Source organism: Corynebacterium sp. HMSC076D02 (genome assembly GCF_001813815.1).
GTDB classification, from domain to species: domain Bacteria; phylum Actinomycetota; class Actinomycetes; order Mycobacteriales; family Mycobacteriaceae; genus Corynebacterium; species Corynebacterium simulans.
Genome location: NZ_KV814045.1, coordinates 155,847 through 173,058, shown reverse-complemented (window position 1 = coordinate 173,058; position 17,212 = coordinate 155,847). Strand labels below are relative to the sequence as shown.

The following is a 17,212-nucleotide window of genomic DNA, read 5'->3' as shown; positions in this document are numbered from 1 at the left end:
CAGGAGTTACAACGTGGCACGCGACATTAACGACATTCAGCGCGACATCGAGCGCACCCGCCGCCAGCTGGCTAGCACCCTCGACGAGCTCGCGGATCGCAGCAAGCCGCAGAACTTGGTTGATGACGCAAAGGGCGCCGCAACCGAGAAGCTGCAGGACCGCAACGTACAGATGGCACTCGCCGGCGTTGGCGCAGCAGTAGCTGGCCTTATCGCTTTTTCTGTATTCCGTTCCAAGCGTCGCAAGAACGACCTGAAGGAACTGCAGCGCCTGCTCGCTGAGCGCCGCTAACTCGGCGCGGATTTAACCGCTTTTAGCTGACCTTTGCCCCTGCCTCTAGCAGTTCGGCAAAGGTCTTTTTTGCGCGCTCTTCGCTCACCGGCGCGCAGTAATTTTCGAGAACGTTGACGCCAAAGCCCTCTTTTAATGCATCGAGAGCGGTGGCGCGCACGCAGTGATCGGTGGCAATCCCCACGATGTCGAGGCCCTTTACGCCACGGTCGCGCAGCCACTGCGCGAGGCTTGCTCCATCGTCGGTGCACTCGGCCTCAAAGCCGGAGTAGGCAGCGGTGTAGGCGCCTTTGTGGAAGTAGGCGTCGATGGGGGCGTCGGCAAGCGCAGCGTGCATGGCCGCACCCTGGCTGCCTGCAACGCAATGCACCGGCCAGGTATCGATGAAATCCGGCTCGGTGGCAAAGTGCCCCTCCGGCTCGATGTGCCAATCCTGCGTAGCCACGACGACGTCATACGACGCTTCACGCACAAGCTTTGCGATGCCGCGGGCTACCGCATCACCGCGACTCGTTGCGAGGGCTCCGCCGGGGCAGAAGTCATTTTGTACGTCCACAATCACAAGAACCTGAGGAGTGCTGTTCATGCGGGCCAGCATAGTCATCCGTAAGCTAGAGTGAGATGAAAACACCAATTCCTTTTTACTTACGGGAAATCCTTGACCATGTCCGTGATGATAAACGCGGAAAAGTAGCGGACTATATTCCAGAGCTTGCGGTTGCGAACCCGGACTACCTAGGCGCAGCGATGTGCACCACCACTGGCCATGTTTATTGGGCAGGTGATGCAGATATCGAGTTCACCATGCAGTCCATCTCCAAGCCTTTTGTGTATGCGCTTGCATTGCAGGAGCTGGGGCTGGAAGCGGTGCGCTCGATTGTGGGAATGGAGCCTTCCGGTGAGGCCTTCAACGAGTTGTCTTTGAACCGCGACGACCACCGCCCGGTCAACCCGATGATCAACGCGGGCGCAATTGCGGTCACGCAGCTCATCAACGGCGTGGACTCGGGCGTCGATGAACGTGTTGAGCGTATCCGCAGCTACATGTCTCGCCTGGCGGGTCATGAGCTGCATATTGACGAAAGCGTTTCCGGCTCTGAGCTTGAAAACGCGGAACGCAACCTCGCGCTCGCGCACATGCTGTGCAATTACAACATTATTGAGGATGAAGCCCACGATGCGGTGCTGACTTACACCCGGCAGTGCTCTATCCGCGTGACAGTCAAAGACCTCGCGGTGATGTCTGCGACGCTGGCTAACGGCGGCCGTCAACCGATAACCGATGACAAGATCCTAGATGCCGACGTTTGCCGCCTCACGCTGGCGCTGATGAGCTCGGCAGGTATGTACGACGGCGCGGGTCGCTGGATGGCGGAGGTCGGCATTCCGGCGAAGTCGGGCGTGGCAGGTGGCCTACTGGGTACGCTGCCGGGCCAGCTGGGTGTGGCTACCTTCTCGCCGCGTCTGAATGAGGAGGGCAATTCCGTGCGCGGTGTGGAAGCCTTCAAGCTTTTGTCTAAGGACATGGGGTTGCACCTGATGTCCACTGAGGAGCGCTATGGCGTGCAGCCAATCCGCCGCATCGTGGACGAAGATACCGCGACGGTTATCTACCTGCAGGGCGTGCTCAACTTCAACGCCGCGGAAACCGTCCTGCACGAGTTGGAGCGCTATGACCTGAGCACCGCCAAGGTGGTCTTGGAGCTTTCCAACGTCACCGCGACTAACCGCATGGGGCGCCGCATGTTGAAGGAGGGCCTGCGCCGCATCCGCGAGTCGGGCTTCGATATCGAGCTGGTGGACCCAGACCACGAGCTCGAGGACCTCAAGATGTCTGACGGCACCGAGGTTCCAGTTGGCGACCCAGAGGACTATCAGATTGCGGGCGAGCCAATCTAACGCTTTCTGCGGCGTGGTGCTGCCCCCTCTCCTGCGCCTGTAGTGGCAAATGGTGAGGTCGCCCCGCGGCCAATGGGGCGCGTGTAAACTGGTGGGGCTGGTGACGGCTGACCTCACCATCCTTTCCTCACCATTTGGAAAATCGACCTCACCATCTAGGTTTGCCGGCTTTTGGAGTCCAGGCGGGTGGCCGATTCCGGCGAAGATTAAGGGCGTTTCCGGAATAAAAAATCTCGCGGCCTCTGTGAAAGGAAACCGCGAGATTCTGTATTGTGCGCCATCAGGGACTTGAACCCCGAACCCACTGATTAAGAGTCAGTTGCTCTGCCAATTGAGCTAATGGCGCCTATGTTGTCTGGCTGGTTTGTTTGCCTGCCGTGCAACGAGAAATAACTTTAACACCCACTATTCAAAACTGTAAAATCGCCAGGCCATTGTGTGTTTTTAGGGTGTTTTATGATGGTTTATGGGGCTTCCAGATTCGCCGTCGAAGAAGGCGGGCGGGGAAGGGGTGTTCTTCTTATAACAATTGATTAACGCGTGAAGCGCCGTGTGGTGTTTTGAAGGTGTGCGATATACGCTAATTGAGAAATTCTGACCGTCTTATATGCACAAATTTTAAAGGGCCCAAGTGTTTAATTCCCTCCCTCTCGCTCGTCGTGTCCTTGCCACTACCGCTGTAGCCCTAACAGCCACTGTTGCGGCAGCGTGCACCATTGATTCTTCCGCTCAAGATAATGCCGCTGAACAAGCCGCGTCCGCTGATGGCAGTCAGGGTGGTGCAGAGCAATCGCAAGCGCCAAAGGCAAAGGATCTGCAGTTCTCCGTTAAAAACGGTGCGAAAGACGTCGATCCTTCCGAGCTCGTCACGGTAAAGACCGAGGGTAAGCTGAAGTCCGTCACCATGACCAATGAGCTTGGCGTTGAGGTTGCGGAAAAGCTTTCCTCTGACGCGAAGACCTGGTCCACCGATGAGGTTCTGGGCTATAACCACACCTACACAATCAAAGCCGCCGACGTTGATGGAAACGAAAAGACCATCACCTTCAGCACCCCGCAGGCGGCGGGTGTCTCTGAGGTTGCGCTTTCCCCGATTCCGGGCGCCGAAGTGGGCGTTGGTCAGGTCATCGGCGTGCGCTTTGGCAACTACGTCACCGACCGCAAGGCTGCCGAGGAAGCAATCACCGTCAAGACCACCCCAGAGGTTGAAGGCGCCTTCTACTGGATCAATGACCAGGAAGTGCGCTGGCGTCCGAAGGATTACTGGCAGCCAGGCACCAAGGTTGAGGTCAACGTTGATCTCTACGGCCGCAACCTGGGCGGTGGCATCTATGGCGGCGAGGACGCTTCCACCAACTTCACCATCGGTGACCGTGTGATTTCCCTGGTGGACAACGCCACCAAGACTATGAAGGTATTTAAGAACGGCCAACTGCTGCGCGAGATTCCGGTTTCCCTGGGCACCGATGGCCAGTGGGATACTCCGAATGGCCGCTACATCATCGGCGATGAGTACGAGTCGTTGGTCATGGACTCCAGCACCTTTGGCTTGGCTGTCGACGCCGGCGGCTACCGTACCTCCGTCAATTACGCTACGCAGATGTCCTACTCCGGCATCTACGTTCACTCCGCACCGTGGTCCATCGGCGCACAGGGCGTCTATAACCAGTCCCACGGCTGCATCAACCTCTCCCCGGAGGCCGCGCAGTGGTTCCAGTCTGTGGTCAAGCGCGGCGACATCGTCCGCGTCTTCAACACTGGCGGTGCGCAGCTCAACCCATTCGATGGTTTGGGCGATTGGAACATGGACTGGGAGACTTGGTCCAAGGGCAATACCAACGCGAACGCTTAAAGCAGAGCTTCAAGCAGCGGTTAACGCAGAGCTTTAAGCAGGATAAAAGGAGCTCAGCGGTGACGCCGTGGCGTCGCCGTGCATGCGTTTGAGCACGTTCTCGGCGGAAATTAGGCACATCGGCACGCCCACTCCGGGCACTGTCGTGGCACCAGCATAGTAAAGCCCGGCAACCTTGGAAGAGATGTTCTTTCCGCGCAGGAACGCAGACTGCGCTAGCGTGTGCGCCGGGCCGATCGAGCCGCCGCGCCACGCGTGATAGCGTTCTGCGAAATCCGCTGGGCCCAGCGTGCGGCGGATTACGATGCGTTCTTCCAAGTCTGCGATACCGGCCCAATCCCCAATCTGCTTTACGGCAGCGTCAGCAATGGCCTCCACGCGGGCAGAAGGACTATCGCGGTAGGCGTTGCCGTGTCCCAGCGCGGAATCAGCCGGCACCGGCACGAGCACGAAGAGATTCTCGTGACCTTCCGGCGCCACATCGGGGTCCGTCGCCGAGGTCTTGGAGATATAGATGGAGCGTGAACAGTCCAGCGGACGGGCTGGCTCAGGGCCGTGATAGACCGCGCGGAAGTCCGGCGCCCAGTCCTTGCTAAACAACAACGTGTGGTGTGAAAGCTCCGGAAGTTTGCCCTTCACTCCGAGCAGCACAAGCACGGTTCCAAGCCCCGCATCGCGCCCGGCAAAGTACTTTTCCGGGTAGGTGCGCAGGCGTTGTGGGAGGAGCGTGTTCTCGGTGTGGTGAAGATCGGCGGCGGAAACCACGGCGTCGGCAAGCAGCTTTTGCGTGCCAGAGGCGTCGGTGATGCGCACGCCCGTCGCGCGCGGGGAGGCGCCCGCTGTGAGGATGCTGGTGACCTCCGCGCCCAAGCGGAACTGCACGCCGGCGAGCTGGGCCTGCTTGGCGATGGCGCGCACCACCGCATCGAAGCCACCCAGCGGGTAGCGCACGCCCTCGACCAAGTCCGTGTGGCTCATCAGCGAGTACAACGCCGGCGCCGCCGCGGGTTCGCTGGATAAGAACACCGCCGGATAGCTGAGCACCTGGCGTAGCCGGTAATCGCTAAAGGATTTCGCCACATGTTTGTCCAGGGTCCGGACAAGTAGCTGCGCCAGCATACCTAGCCGGGAGCGAACCGTGGAGCCTAAAAGCTCGCGGGGACTGCTGAAAGTGGTGTAAAGGAACTTCGATAGTGCCACGTTGTAGATGTCGCTGGCCTGGGCGAGGTAGGCGCGGATGCGGGCGCCGGCGCCGGGCTCGATGGACTCGAAGAGTTTGGCGACTTTCTCAACGCCGGTCTCGACGTCGAGGAAGTCACCATCGTCGTTGTAGACGCGGTAGGCGGGGCTGAGATCGATAAGCTCGAGCTCTGCCTGCGGGGACGTGCCACAGAGCTCAAAGAAGTGGTCGAATGCCTCTGGCATCAGGTACCAGGATGGGCCCGTATCCCAACGAAAGCCCGCTTCTGTCAGGCTGCCCGCGCGGCCGCCCACTTCTTCTAGTTTGTCCACCACGGTGACCTTCTTGCCATCGCGCGCAAGCAACGCTGCGGTGGCAAGGCCGGCGACGCCTGCCCCGATGACGATGACGGTCTCGGGCTGCTCGCTGGAGAGGGCGGTAGAAAGGCGGGGCAGTTTCATCAGTTGCTCTTTCTTAAAGAATGCAAGGTGGCGCGGCTTAAAAGCGCTAGCTTGCGTGGGGCGCTGACGCGGGTGCGTTGGGAAAAGACGGCGTCGGCAGGCAGTGCTGCAAGGTCGTTGGTCAAGGCCTCAAAAAGGTCAGTGGCGGCGCTGACACCTACACGCGCAGAGAATGGAAGCTTGCCGGTAACGGCGCGGGCAGTGGCGAGATCGCTGCGGATATCGGCGATGAGCAGGTCTTTGTCCTGCGTGCTCAATCCGCCGTGCCCTGCCTGCGGGAAGTAGCTGCGGCCAAGCTGTGCGGTATCCGCGCCGAGGTCGCGTAAAAAGTTGACCTTCTGAAAGGCGGCGCCGAGGCGCCGTGCACCCGTCTCGAGCTGGCTCAGCTCGGGGCCAGAAACTGGATGATCCACCAAGAAAGCAGACAGGCACAAAAGCCCAATGACCTCCGCGGAGCCGTAGATATAGGCCTCGAGATCTTCCTCGTCGGCGTAATCGCACTGGTGAAGGTCGCGGCGCATCGACGCGAAGAAGGCCCGGATGTGTTCATCTCTGAACCCGCAGCGCCTGGCGGAAATACCATAGGCATGCAGAACAGGATCAGTGTGAAAGCGTTGCGAAGGCGCGCGCAGAACCGCCTCTTCGTATGCATTGAGGGTCTGTTCGACTTCTGTTGTGTTAAGGCCCGCGGCGGTTGCGGCGCCGTCGACGATTTCATCCGCTATGCGAACCACGGCATAAAGATTGCGGATATCGGTGCGTGTGCGGGGAGCGAGCAGCTCGGAGGCAAAGGAAAAGCTCGTGGAATAGGCCGCGATGATTTGTGCTGCGGCTCTTTGGGCACTTTGGTCATAGCGTGGCAAAGGCTGAGTGGGGAAGCGAGAAATCCCAAACACAATCGGCCACCTTAATCCATGGGGCTAAAAAATAGCGCGAGAAAAGTATAGGGCCCTAACCTGAATAAATAACAGGTTAGGGCCCGCATCGGGGTGGCTGACGGGGCTCGAACCCGCGACACCCAGGATCACAACCTGGTGCTCTACCAGCTGAACTACAGCCACCATCGCTGCCTTAAAAGCAGCACGGATAAGATTAACTCACGCCGCGTAAATTACAAAAACGCCTGGTAGTCAGCGGTAGTTGACTCCTTGAGATCCGCTGCTTCCGCGGAGGAGGGGCCCTCGTCGGTGCGGAAGACGCTGCGGCGGTAGTAGTCCAACTCGCGGATGGACTCGATGATGTCCTGAAGCGCGCGGTGCGCCATGCCCTTGTCTGGCTGGTTGTAATAGGCGCGCGGGAACCAACGGCGGCTGAGCTCCTTGATGGTGGAAACGTCAATCATGCGGTAGTGCAGAGCTTCATCCAAGCGCGGCATATAGGCGCGAATGAAGGTGCGGTCGGTGGCGATGGAGTTGCCTGCCAGGGGGGCGGGATGCTCGGGGTCGCAGTGCTCAGCGATGAGCGCCAGGACGGCATCTTCGGCTTCTCGCAGAGTGGTGGCGGATTCGCGGATTTCTTTATCGAGGCCGGAGTTGGCGTGCATGTTGGTGACAAAGTCATCCATCTCAGCGAGCTCCGCTTCCGTGGCATGGACCACTAGGTCGATTCCCTCACCAATGACGTTGAGGTTGCCATCAGTGATGATGGCGGCCACCTCCACGATGACGTGGCGCTTCGGGTCGAGCCCGGTCATCTCCAAGTCAATCCAGACGAGTCGGTCATTCTTCGGGGCGATGTCAGTCATGGGTTTAACCTTAGTCCTCCTAGAGCCGTGCTTGTCGACGCCTCCCTTCCCACCGTCTGGCTCAATCCACCGGCGTGGCGGGTGTGGCGGGGTAGGCAAAGGGTGTGTTTTGGTGCAGATAGTTCAGTTTTTCTAAATGGTTCGTCTTAGCGGTATTGACGGTCCTTGAGCTGTGCATTAAATTTCGGTCAACCGACAGGTAATGTGAAGAATTAGATTCTTCCAAAACATTTTCGTGATTATCCTCACAAAGTTCGATTGAAGTAGTGCATGATTCTTTATGTCACCTTTTATGTTAGAGCTCACAATTTTAGAAAGTAGGTTCCCTCATATGGCCGGGTTCTTGGATGCTCTCAACTCCCTCATTTGGTCCCCTGCACTCGTGTTCCTGTGCTTGGGCGCCGGTGTCTATTTCACGATCGTGACCAAGGGATTGCAGGTTCGCTGTATTCCCGACATGATTGCGCAGCTGAAGAACGGCGAGAAATCAGACTCCGGTGTTTCTTCCTTCCAGTCCCTGATGATTTCCCTCGCCGGTCGCGTCGGCGTCGGCAACATTGCCGGTGTTGCCACGGCGATCGCCTTCGGTGGCCCAGGTGCTGTCTTCTGGATGTGGGCGGTGTCGCTGTTGGGGTCCGCTACCTCGTTCGTGGAATGTACTCTCGCCCAGGTTTACAAGGAAAAGGATCAGGACACTGGCGAGTACCGCGGTGGCCCGGCGTACTACATCGAAAAGGCTTACCGCCACACCTCTGTGGGCCCGTTCATGCTGGTCTACGGCATCATCTTCGCTGTCTCCATGATTCTGGCTACCAGCTACTTCCTCCCAGGCATCCAGGCCAACGGTGTGGCCGCTGCAGTGGAGAACGCCTGGGGCGTCAACGTCACCTGGTCCGCAGTCATCTTGGCTGGCGTCTTGGCCTTCATTATCATCGGTGGCGTCAAGCGTATCGCTAACTTCACCTCGCTCATCGTTCCATTCATGGCAGGCGCTTATATCATCATCGCGCTGAGCATCCTGTTCATAAACTTCGGCGACATTCCACACGTTTTTGGCCTCATCTTCAAGTCTGCATTTGACATGGAAGCAGGATTCGCGGGCATGCTGGGCTCTGCAATCATGTGGGGCGTAAAGCGCGGTATCTACTCCAACGAGGCAGGCCAGGGCACCGGCCCGCAGTCGGCAGCAGCTGCTGAGGTTTCCCACCCAGCAAAGCAGGGCTTCGTTCAAGCATTCGCCGTCTACGTCGATACCCTCTTCGTCTGCTCGGCCACCGCCTTCATCATCATCTCCACTGACATGTACAAGGTCTTCGAAGGCGAGTCCGAGGACGGCGCCGTTCGCTACGCCGGCTCCCTGCCTGACGGCATTGAGGTCGGCCCAGGCTTCGTTCAATCCGGTATGGACTCGGTATTCAACGGTGTCGGCGCTTCCTTCGTGGCAATTGCTATCGCGTTCTTCGCCTTCACCACCGTTCTGGCTTACTACTACATGGCAGAGACTAACCTCACCTATTTCAACCGCTGGATCAAGAATGCTGGCGCACGGCGCGCGCTGGTGTGGGTCCTGCGCGTCCTCATCATCATCTCCGTCATCATTGGTGCTACCACCACCCCGGGCTCCGCGTGGGCATTGGGCGACATCGGAGTGGGCGCCACCGCATGGCTTAACATCATCGCCGTCCTCTTCCTCCAGGTCCCGGCACTCAAGTGCCTTAAGGACTACAGCACGCAGAAGAAGGCTGGCAAGGATCCGGACTTCGACCCTGAAGCTCTGGGCATCAAGAACGCCGACTTCTGGGCAGAGCGCAAGAACGCTCGCTCTTCCTCTGCAGCCGAGTAAGGCACACCAAAAGCAGGCTCGCGGAAAGGGTGGGAGTGCCTTAGGCCATCTTTGAGTAGAAGCTGCCGATGAGCGGTGCGGCAATCGGGGTAGGGATGATTTGGCCAAGCGTATTCATGGCCTTCGACAGCGGGCCTGGTACCACGCGGCGTTGGTTGCGAGCCATAGCCTCTAGGGTCTCTGCGGAGCAGGACTCGTAGGTGGTCCATAGGAAGTCAGGAACTACCTTATCTACGATGGACTGCTCCTCTTCCGGGATGACGGCATCGCGCACGGGGCCGGGGGCTAGCAAGGTGCAGCTGACGCCAGAGCCCTTGAGCTCGTAGTGCAACGCCTCGGTGAAAGCGTTGACGCCTGCCTTTGTAAATACATAGGTGGCGTTGTTTGGAATCGAGACGTTGCCCGCTGCAGAACCAACGTTGCAGATAGCGCCGGAGCGACGCGGCAGCATCTGGTCCAAAGCGGCGCGGGTCAGGCGGTGCACGGCCTTGCCGTTGAGATCGAATTGCTTGTTCTCATAGTCCCAGTCCTGGTCCATGAATTTGCCAAAGCTGGCGATGCCCGCGGAGTTGACGATGATGGAAATCTCTTTGCCAGCCATGAACTCGATGACGCGATCGACGTCGGCTTCCTTTGCTAAGTCGGCGGCCAGAGCGATCGCATCGATCTCGTGCTTCGTCTTCAGCTCATCCGCGATGCGCTCGAGGACTTCCTGGCGGCGCGCCACCAAAATGTCGTTATAACCGCGGGCGGCGAGATCGCGCGCAATCGCCTCGCCGATGCCCTGGCTAGCGCCCGTAAGCAGCGCATAGGAATTGCGGGTGGGTGCGGGAAGACCTGCGTTTTTAGCCATTGTGATTGTGTCCTTTCGCCGAAAAGAAGTTTTCAACCAGCGTAGACGAAAGCAAAACATCAGGGTGGTTCTCGGGGTTTTACCTGATGCTTGTGGCCTGCTGAGAGGCTTTAATGGAAGGTACACACCAAGAAGAAAGGACAATCATGAATAACCGTTTGACCCGCTCGACCACAGATTGCTACATCGGAGGCGTGTGTGGCGGCATTGCTCAGACCTACAATCTGGATCCCACGTTGGTGCGCGTCCTCTTCGTTGTTGCCACTTTGGCAGGCTTTTCCGGTGTGCTGGCTTATCTCATCCTGTGGGTCGTGATGCCGGTAGGTAGCTAAGCCCTACTGCAGTGGCCCAAAGCCCATGAACCTATGCCAGGTTTCCCATTCATCGCGGAGCCTGGCGGCGTGGTGTGCGGGGCTGGCGACGTCGTCGATAAGCACCGCGTCCTGCATGCGCACTCCGTTGTCGAAGAACAACGCCGCGTGCCCGGAAGCGCCGTAGCGCACGACGGGAACGAGGTTGAGGCCGTCGAAGGAAAGATGCGCATTCGGGCGTACATCAAGGCCCGCGATGGCAGCAAGCGTCGGCGCCAGGTCCATCGGGGAGACTAGCTCTGGGCACGGCTCCACCAGCTTTTGATCAGTAACACCCGGCCACGACAGCGACATCGGCGAGGGCCCGCCGCTTAAGGAACACACTGCAAGGACGCTGTGCTTGGCGACGTCGCGCAACCGCGCTGGCTCCGCAGGCTCCTCGAGCAGTCGAAACACGGGCTGCTCAGCAGTACCGGGGGCCGAGTCGATGTCCTCGCTGATGAGGTAGCCGGCCTCGCGGAAGATATCGGTGATGCGGGTCGTGGCGCCGCGCTGCGGATACTGGCCGGTCAGAACCGAGTTGCGCGATTGTGCGTATTCCGGCGAAGGCGCCCATGCGTTGGTAAAACGCATGCCGATGAGCGCTTCTTCTGGGGCAGTGACGAAGGTGGCCAGCGTGATATCCATGCTTGTCATTTTAGGCGCGCTTACTAAGCCAGACCGATAAAACCAAAGAAAAGGCCACCAATCTGTGGAAGAAACTTCCCAGTGAAGTGGCCTTTTCGGCGGTGCCCCCAGCAGGACTCGAACCCGCGACACATGGGGTAGAAACCCACTGCTCTAATCCGCTGAGCTATGGAGGCTTAGGCTTTCATCTTAGACCAGCCAGCCTCGCGTACTAAAAGTAGGGCTTAGCGTCTTAGGCCTTGTCCGCTTCTGCCGAGTGGACGGACTTGTGAAGAAGGGTTTCTTCGCTCTCGCCGCCTACGGAAAGGATGAGATCTACCAGCTGGTTGGCGGCAGGGGAAAGGTCGCGTTCACGGCGGTAGATGAGCAAGGACTGCATCGGTGGGATGCCTTCTGCAATCTCGCGGAGGTGAATGCCGCGGTGGTTGAGCGCCTGTGCCGAGCTCGGGACAAGGCACACACCGATGCCGCCGGAAACCAGTGGGAGGCCGGTCTGGAGGGTAGAGATTTCTTGGACGCGGTTAGGGACGGCGTCCGGGTGCTTGGCAAAGACCTGGTCCAGCAGCTCTGGAAGGCCAACGAATTCAGGGTTGCGTGGAGGCAGGATCCACGTTTCTTCCGCGATGTCGTGAAGGGAAACAGGGTTGGGCAGGTGCTGGAGGCGATCCGGTACGGCGACGCGGAATTCCATCTCGCTGGCTACATGGACGTTCAGCTCGTTGTGGTAACGCTGGGCAAATGCGTGTGGGTCAGTCGAAGGCATCAGGCCTAGGTCGATGGAGCCTTCGAGGACGCGGCGCAGGGTTATGGTCGGTTCTGGATCGTCCAAGAAAATGTTGACCTCAGGGGCGCGATCCACCATGCGGTGAAGAACCTCTGGCATAAACAGCCAGTTGAACTCCGGCGCAGACGCGATAGAGACGCTGCCGGCGGCGCCGCTGGCGATCTCGGTGATGCGCTGTGCGGCGTCGCTAAGCAGGGTGTCCATCTTCGCGGCGATGGAATAGAGGTAGTCGCCGGCTTCGGTGGTCTTAACACCGGCGCGGCCGCGGGTCAGGAGTTGAACGTCAAGCTCCTTTTCGAGCTTACGAATAGAGAGACTTAGAGAAGGCTGAGTCATATCTAGAGCTTCAGCCGCATGAGTGAAAGATCCGTAGTCCACTACGGAACGAAAGTAGAGTAGCTGGCGTGAATCCATAACGAATAATTATGCCAGAACTTAAAAGATTATTCGTTTTAGGTAAGAAGACGGTTTGGGCGGTAGACTGCGCCTATGGAAAAACGGGAAGAAACTGCCAGCTCAGCGGCTCGCGCGGCTTCGACAACGGTTTCGCCGGCGCAGGGCGCAGCGTCCAAGAACACAGTTTTCAAAGGTGGAAAGCGTGGCGCCAAAGGTGCTACAACGGTCTATCTCGCGGCTCTTATCGTTGCCGGGCTGGTTGCTGGCGTTATTTCCCTGTTCTTTCTGGCGGAGTCACTCGCGGCATTGGGCATTCCCGATCCCGGGCGTTTGACCACATTCGGCCTGCCATTTTTCCGCGGCGTCGCCTGGATTTTAATGGCGCTGTCGGTGGGCTCGTACATGGTTTCAGCCTTTCTCGTTGCGCCGCAAATTCCTAAGAAAGGCAATGATCGTCTCATTGAGTCGCGCTTAAGTGTCGATGGACACATCGCCGCCCGCGCCGGCGCCCTGGCGGCTTTTGGCGTGGCAGTGGTATCTCTGCTGGAAGTGCCGCTGGTTATGTCCGATCTGACGGGCACACCTTTCCTCAAAGTCCTCAACCCGCAGCTGATGGGCATGGCGCTGGATAGCATTTCCACCTCCCAGGCCTGGTTGGTCACCGCCTCCATCGCGGTTGTTGCCGGCGTGCTGGGCCTGGTTTCTAAGAAATGGTCCCTGCAGCCTATTGCGTTTTTCTTCGCACTCATGCAGATTGTGCCCCTCGGCATGGAAGGTCACTCTGCTTCCGGCGGCGACCATGATTACGGCACGAACTCCCTGCTCTTCCACCTTTTCTTCATGGTGCTTTGGGTGGGCGGATTGCTGGGGCTTATAGCCCATAGTCGCCGTCTGGGACCAGACATGCCTACGGCCGTGCGCCGCTACTCGGTGGTTGCTTTCATCTCCATCGTAGCTATGGCCGCCTCCGGCGTGATTAATGCGCTCATCCGCGTTGAGCTAGCAGACCTGTTTAGTACCCGCTATGGCCTCATCATCGTCGCCAAGGCGGTGCTTACTGTCCTGCTTGCCGTCTTTGGACTAGCGCATCGCCAGATCACCATGCCGCAGTTGGAGCGCCGTCCGCTGCTTTTCCGCCGCGTCGCATTCGTGGAGATCCTCGTGATGGCCGCCACCGTGGGCGTGGCTATTTCCATGGGCCGCACGCCGCCCCCGCCGCCGCGCGATCCGAACCTGAACAACATGCAGGTGCTCTTGGGCTACGAGCTTCTCGACGCCCCGACGGTGACCAATGTCTGGACCATGTACCGCTACGACCTCATGTTTGGCACTTTGGGGCTCGTGCTTGCTGCCGCCTATGGTTACGCGCTGCTGCGCTTGCGCCGCCGCGGCCTTAACTGGTCGCGGGTCCGAACCACCTGGTTTATGCTGGGCGCCTTAGGCTTGACCTTCATCATGAGCTCGGGCATCGGCCTTTATATCCCGGCGCTTTATTCCATGCACATGCTGGGGCATATGCTCCTTTCCATGGCGGTTCCGCTCTTCCTCGTGCTCGGCGCACCGCTGACCTTGGTGATGGAGGCCTTTGAGCCCGGCGCGCCGGGGCGTCCCACTGTCCATGACCTGGCGGTGGCGGTAACTAAGTCGAAGCTTTTGAAGTTTCTTACCCATCCGGCGGTCAATCTGATTCAGTTCCTGACCTTTTTGTACGTGCTCTACCTTTATCCGGAGCTGTATCAGTTCGCGGTTTCTGAGCATGCCGGCCACGTAATCATGAACTGGGTCTTCTTGGCCTCGGGCTATATCTATTACTGGGAGGTTATCGGCCCGGATCCGTTGCCGTTCCGCGCGCCGACTAACCTGCGCCTTCTGGTGTTGTTCTTCTCGATGCCGCTGCACCTTTTCGCCGGCGTCTACTTGATGCAGCTGCAGAGCGTGCTCGGCGTGGAGTTTTATGAGTCGCTGGGGCTGCCGTGGCACCCGGACTTGCTGCAGGATCAGCGCGTGGGCGGCGGCATCGCGTGGGGCTTTGGCCAGTTCCCGTTAGTCATCGTCTTTGGCAAACTCTTTTTGGACTGGCTGCGCGATGACCGTGCTACCGCTCGCCGCCACGATGCCAAGGCAGAGGTTGACGGCGATGCGGAGTTGGAGGATTACAACGAAATGTTGCGCCGCATGAGTGAGGGCGACGCCACTGGATTCCGGCAGCAGTAATCGTTGCAGTAGAGCCGGTTATTTTTCTGAGCGAAGTTCTTTTTGTGGATAGATCCCCTGCCGTTTCGGGCAGGGGATTAACTTTTGTTGATGCTTCCAACAAGTTATCCACAGCTAGGAAAATCGGCCCTTGTGGCAGTGCTAGGACGCTAGCGATGATTCGAGCAAGGAAGGTATTTACACGACCTTCTTAAAACACCGCGAGGCAGGAAGACCTGTACTCACAAGTTTCGCTAGCTCAGCAAAGGATTTTCTAAAGCACATGTCTCAGCTACCAATCACCATCACCGGCCATCTCACGCACGAACCCGAGCTCATCAAAGTCAACACCGACATGTACAAGGCGCGCCTGCGCGTGGCATCCTCCCGCCGCATCCCGGTGGATAATGCGGACAACGGAGTCCGTGAGTGGCGCGATACCGACCTCATCTACATCGACGTGGAGCTGTGGGGTCAGTTCGCGATCAACGTTAAGAAGTCATTGCACCGCGGAATGCCGGTCATCGTGGTCGGCTCGGTCTGCTCCGATTCCTGGCTGGCGCCCGATGGCCAGAATAAGTTCCGCACCTTTATCAAGGCTTTCTATGTCGGCCTAGACCTAAACCGCTACGTTATCTCCTCCCGCAAGCTCGAGCGCGTCTATGAAACCGACGGATTGGAGGCACCTGCTTCGGGCGAGACGATGCCGGAAGTCGATGTGGACAGGACGGCGTCGATGGCCGCAGGTGCCGGCACCCAAGACCATGACGATAAGCACGACACCGCAGCCGATCGCCGTCAAGCTGCGCATAGTAAGGCGAATGCAGCCGAGGAGTCGTTCGAGGAGGCCGAGGCGCCCGCCGAGCAATCGGTAGGCAGCTAAGCACCGCCTTGTGGATGCCTGCGACCTGGGCGCCCCGGGGAGGTGCAAAGCGGGGGATTGAAATCACACGCTAATCCCAGCCCGGGGCGCTAGGTACATCCATGTCATGTACTCTTTGTTGTGTTATAAACCATTCCTAAGTTCAAGCAAAGGGTGAAACATGGGCGAATTCATCTACACGATGAAAAACGTGCGTAAGGCAGTCGGCGAGAAGCTCATTCTCGACAACGTAACGATGGCCTTCTACCCAGGCGCCAAGATTGGTGTCGTCGGCCCGAATGGTGCAGGTAAGTCCTCCATTCTGAAGATCATGGCCGGCATTGATCAGCCTTCCAACGGTGAAGCATTCATCGACCCGGGCAAGACCGTGGGCATCCTCCTGCAGGAGCCACCGCTCAACGAGGAAAAGACGGTCCGCGGCAACGTGGAAGAGGGCCTCGGTGACATCTTCGAGAAGAAGCAGCGCTTCGAAGCTATCGCGGAAGAGATGGCTACGAACTACACCGACGAGCTCATGGAAGAAATGGGCAAGCTGCAGGAGGAGCTGGACGCTGCCGACGCCTGGGAGGTTGACTCCAAGATTGAGCAGGCGATGGAAGCTCTGCGCTGCCCGCCTTCCGACGCCCCGGTAAACAACCTTTCCGGTGGTGAGCGCCGCCGCGTTGCGCTGGCGAAGCTGCTGCTTTCAGAGCCTGACCTGTTGCTGCTCGACGAGCCAACCAACCACCTGGACGCCGAGTCCGTGGAGTGGCTGGAAAAGCACCTTGCTGACTACCCGGGTGCCGTCCTAGCCGTTACCCACGACCGTTACTTCCTCGACCACGTCGCGGGTTGGATCTGTGAGGTTGACCGCGGCAAGCTCTACCCATACGAGGGCAACTACTCCACCTACCTGGAGAAGAAGGCCGAGCGTCTCGAGGTCGCTGGCGCCAAGGATAAGAAGCTGCAAAAGCGCCTGAAGGAAGAGCTCGCCTGGGTTCGTTCCGGTGCCAAGGCACGTCAGGCAAAGAACAAGGCTCGTCTCCAGCGCTACGAGGAGATGGCTGCTGAGGCTGAGCAGTACCGCAAGCTCGACTTCGAAGAAATCCAGATTCCTACCCCTCCACGCCTGGGCAACAAGGTCGTTGAGGTCAAGAACCTGGTCAAGGGCTTCGACGGTCGCACCCTGATCAAGGATCTCTCCTTCACCCTGCCGCGTAACGGCATCGTGGGCGTCATCGGCCCGAACGGCGTCGGTAAGTCCACCCTGTTCAAGACCATCGTTGGCCTGGAGCAGCCGGACGAGGGCACCGTCGAGGTTGGCGAGACCGTCAAGCTGTCCTACGTTGACCAGGGCCGCGAGAACATTGACCCAGAGGCAACCGTCTGGGAGGTCGTTTCTGACGGATTGGATTACATCCACGTCGGCCAGAACGAAATGCCTTCTCGTGCATACCTGTCCGCATTCGGCTTCAAGGGCCCGGACCAACAGAAGCCTTCCAAGGTGCTCTCCGGTGGTGAGCGCAACCGCCTCAACCTGGCGCTGACCCTGAAAGAGGGCGGCAACCTGATCCTCCTCGACGAGCCAACCAACGACCTGGACGTCGAGACCCTGGGCTCCCTGGAAAACGCTCTAGAGAAGTTCCCGGGCTGTGCAGTGGTCATTTCCCACGACCGCTGGTTCCTGGACCGCACCTGTACCCACATCCTCGCGTGGGAGGGCAATGTTGCAGAAGGCCAGTGGTTCTGGTTCGAGGGCAACTTCGGTGACTATGAAAAGAACAAGATCGAGCGCCTAGGTGAAGACGCTGCTCGCCCGAGCCGTGTTACCCACCGCAAGCTGACCCGATAAGAG

At 58.8% G+C, this 17,212-nt stretch carries 15 protein-coding genes and 3 tRNA genes; 8 read left to right on the top strand and 10 right to left on the bottom strand.

Annotated features, from left to right (window positions below; all coding sequences use genetic code 11):
* Positions 1-13 precede the first annotated feature (13 nt).
* Complete coding sequence (locus tag HMPREF2935_RS06250; RefSeq protein ID WP_061924326.1) at positions 14-292, top strand: DUF3618 domain-containing protein; 279 nt, start codon at positions 14-16, stop codon at positions 290-292.
* 22 nt (positions 293-314) lie between these two features.
* On the opposite strand, the gene HMPREF2935_RS06245 is transcribed toward HMPREF2935_RS06250, so the two are convergent.
* A complete protein-coding gene (locus tag HMPREF2935_RS06245) occupies positions 315-878 on the bottom strand; it encodes an isochorismatase family protein (protein ID WP_070732465.1) in 564 nt (187 codons plus the stop codon).
* 35 nt (positions 879-913) lie between these two features.
* On the opposite strand from HMPREF2935_RS06245, the gene HMPREF2935_RS06240 reads away from it, so the two are divergent.
* Positions 914-2,191 (top strand): glutaminase, encoded by a 1,278-nt coding sequence (locus tag HMPREF2935_RS06240; protein WP_070732430.1) that lies wholly within the window; start codon positions 914-916, stop codon positions 2,189-2,191.
* Between the two features lie 273 nt (positions 2,192-2,464).
* On the opposite strand, the gene HMPREF2935_RS06235 is transcribed toward HMPREF2935_RS06240, so the two are convergent.
* Positions 2,465-2,537: transfer RNA gene (locus HMPREF2935_RS06235), tRNA-Lys, on the bottom strand.
* A gap of 285 nt (positions 2,538-2,822) precedes the next feature.
* Here HMPREF2935_RS06235 and HMPREF2935_RS06230 point away from each other — a divergent pair.
* Positions 2,823-4,043 (top strand): L,D-transpeptidase, encoded by a 1,221-nt coding sequence (locus HMPREF2935_RS06230; RefSeq protein ID WP_070732428.1) that lies wholly within the window; start codon positions 2,823-2,825, stop codon positions 4,041-4,043.
* A gap of 33 nt (positions 4,044-4,076) precedes the next feature.
* On the opposite strand, the gene crtI is transcribed toward HMPREF2935_RS06230, so the two are convergent.
* From crtI to orn, 4 genes are all read right to left on the bottom strand, one after another.
* Entirely contained in the window at positions 4,077-5,684 is a 1,608-nt protein-coding gene (gene crtI, locus HMPREF2935_RS06225) for a phytoene desaturase family protein (RefSeq protein WP_062043484.1), read from the bottom strand.
* Complete coding sequence (locus HMPREF2935_RS06220) at positions 5,684-6,580, bottom strand: phytoene/squalene synthase family protein (protein WP_246817788.1); 897 nt, start codon at positions 6,578-6,580, stop codon at positions 5,684-5,686. The genes crtI and HMPREF2935_RS06220 overlap by 1 nt, the downstream gene beginning before the upstream one ends.
* Before the next feature lie 92 nt (positions 6,581-6,672).
* Positions 6,673-6,745: transfer RNA gene (locus HMPREF2935_RS06215), tRNA-His, on the bottom strand.
* Positions 6,746-6,795: 50 nt separating this feature from the next.
* Positions 6,796-7,428, bottom strand: a complete 633-nt coding sequence (orn, locus tag HMPREF2935_RS06210) for an oligoribonuclease (protein WP_070732426.1) — start codon at positions 7,426-7,428, stop codon at positions 6,796-6,798.
* A 331-nt stretch (positions 7,429-7,759) separates the two neighbouring features.
* On the opposite strand from orn, the gene HMPREF2935_RS06205 reads away from it, so the two are divergent.
* The gene (locus tag HMPREF2935_RS06205) at positions 7,760-9,271 is read left to right on the top strand and encodes an alanine/glycine:cation symporter family protein (RefSeq protein ID WP_070732424.1); all 1,512 of its coding nucleotides are present in this window, start codon (positions 7,760-7,762) and stop codon (positions 9,269-9,271) included.
* A gap of 40 nt (positions 9,272-9,311) precedes the next feature.
* On the opposite strand, the gene cmrA is transcribed toward HMPREF2935_RS06205, so the two are convergent.
* Positions 9,312-10,124: a mycolate reductase gene (gene cmrA, locus HMPREF2935_RS06200; protein ID WP_070732423.1), complete on the bottom strand. Its 813-nt coding sequence runs from the start codon at positions 10,122-10,124 to the stop codon at positions 9,312-9,314.
* A 146-nt stretch (positions 10,125-10,270) separates the two neighbouring features.
* Between cmrA and HMPREF2935_RS06195 the strand changes: the two genes are divergently transcribed.
* On the top strand, positions 10,271-10,456 hold the full coding sequence (locus HMPREF2935_RS06195) for a PspC domain-containing protein (RefSeq protein WP_062043494.1): 186 nt from the start codon (positions 10,271-10,273) through the stop codon (positions 10,454-10,456).
* Positions 10,457-10,459: 3 nt separating this feature from the next.
* Here HMPREF2935_RS06195 and HMPREF2935_RS06190 read toward each other — a convergent pair whose 3' ends face one another.
* The 3 genes from HMPREF2935_RS06190 to HMPREF2935_RS06180 all read right to left on the bottom strand — a co-directional run bounded on the left by HMPREF2935_RS06190 (position 10,460) and on the right by HMPREF2935_RS06180 (position 12,320).
* Complete coding sequence (locus HMPREF2935_RS06190) at positions 10,460-11,122, bottom strand: hypothetical protein (RefSeq protein WP_061924293.1); 663 nt, start codon at positions 11,120-11,122, stop codon at positions 10,460-10,462.
* Positions 11,123-11,224: 102 nt separating this feature from the next.
* Positions 11,225-11,298, bottom strand: a tRNA-Arg gene (locus HMPREF2935_RS06185).
* 56 nt (positions 11,299-11,354) lie between these two features.
* A complete protein-coding gene (locus HMPREF2935_RS06180) occupies positions 11,355-12,320 on the bottom strand; it encodes a LysR family transcriptional regulator (protein WP_062043497.1) in 966 nt (321 codons plus the stop codon).
* A gap of 75 nt (positions 12,321-12,395) precedes the next feature.
* On the opposite strand from HMPREF2935_RS06180, the gene HMPREF2935_RS06175 reads away from it, so the two are divergent.
* From HMPREF2935_RS06175 to ettA, 3 genes are all read left to right on the top strand, one after another.
* Positions 12,396-14,516 (top strand): bifunctional copper resistance protein CopD/cytochrome c oxidase assembly protein, encoded by a 2,121-nt coding sequence (locus HMPREF2935_RS06175; RefSeq protein WP_070732421.1) that lies wholly within the window; start codon positions 12,396-12,398, stop codon positions 14,514-14,516.
* 262 nt (positions 14,517-14,778) lie between these two features.
* On the top strand, positions 14,779-15,378 hold the full coding sequence (locus tag HMPREF2935_RS06170) for a single-stranded DNA-binding protein (protein ID WP_061924242.1): 600 nt from the start codon (positions 14,779-14,781) through the stop codon (positions 15,376-15,378).
* Positions 15,379-15,538: 160 nt separating this feature from the next.
* Complete coding sequence (ettA, locus tag HMPREF2935_RS06165) at positions 15,539-17,209, top strand: energy-dependent translational throttle protein EttA (RefSeq protein WP_061924239.1); 1,671 nt, start codon at positions 15,539-15,541, stop codon at positions 17,207-17,209.
* Positions 17,210-17,212: the final 3 nt, after the last annotated feature.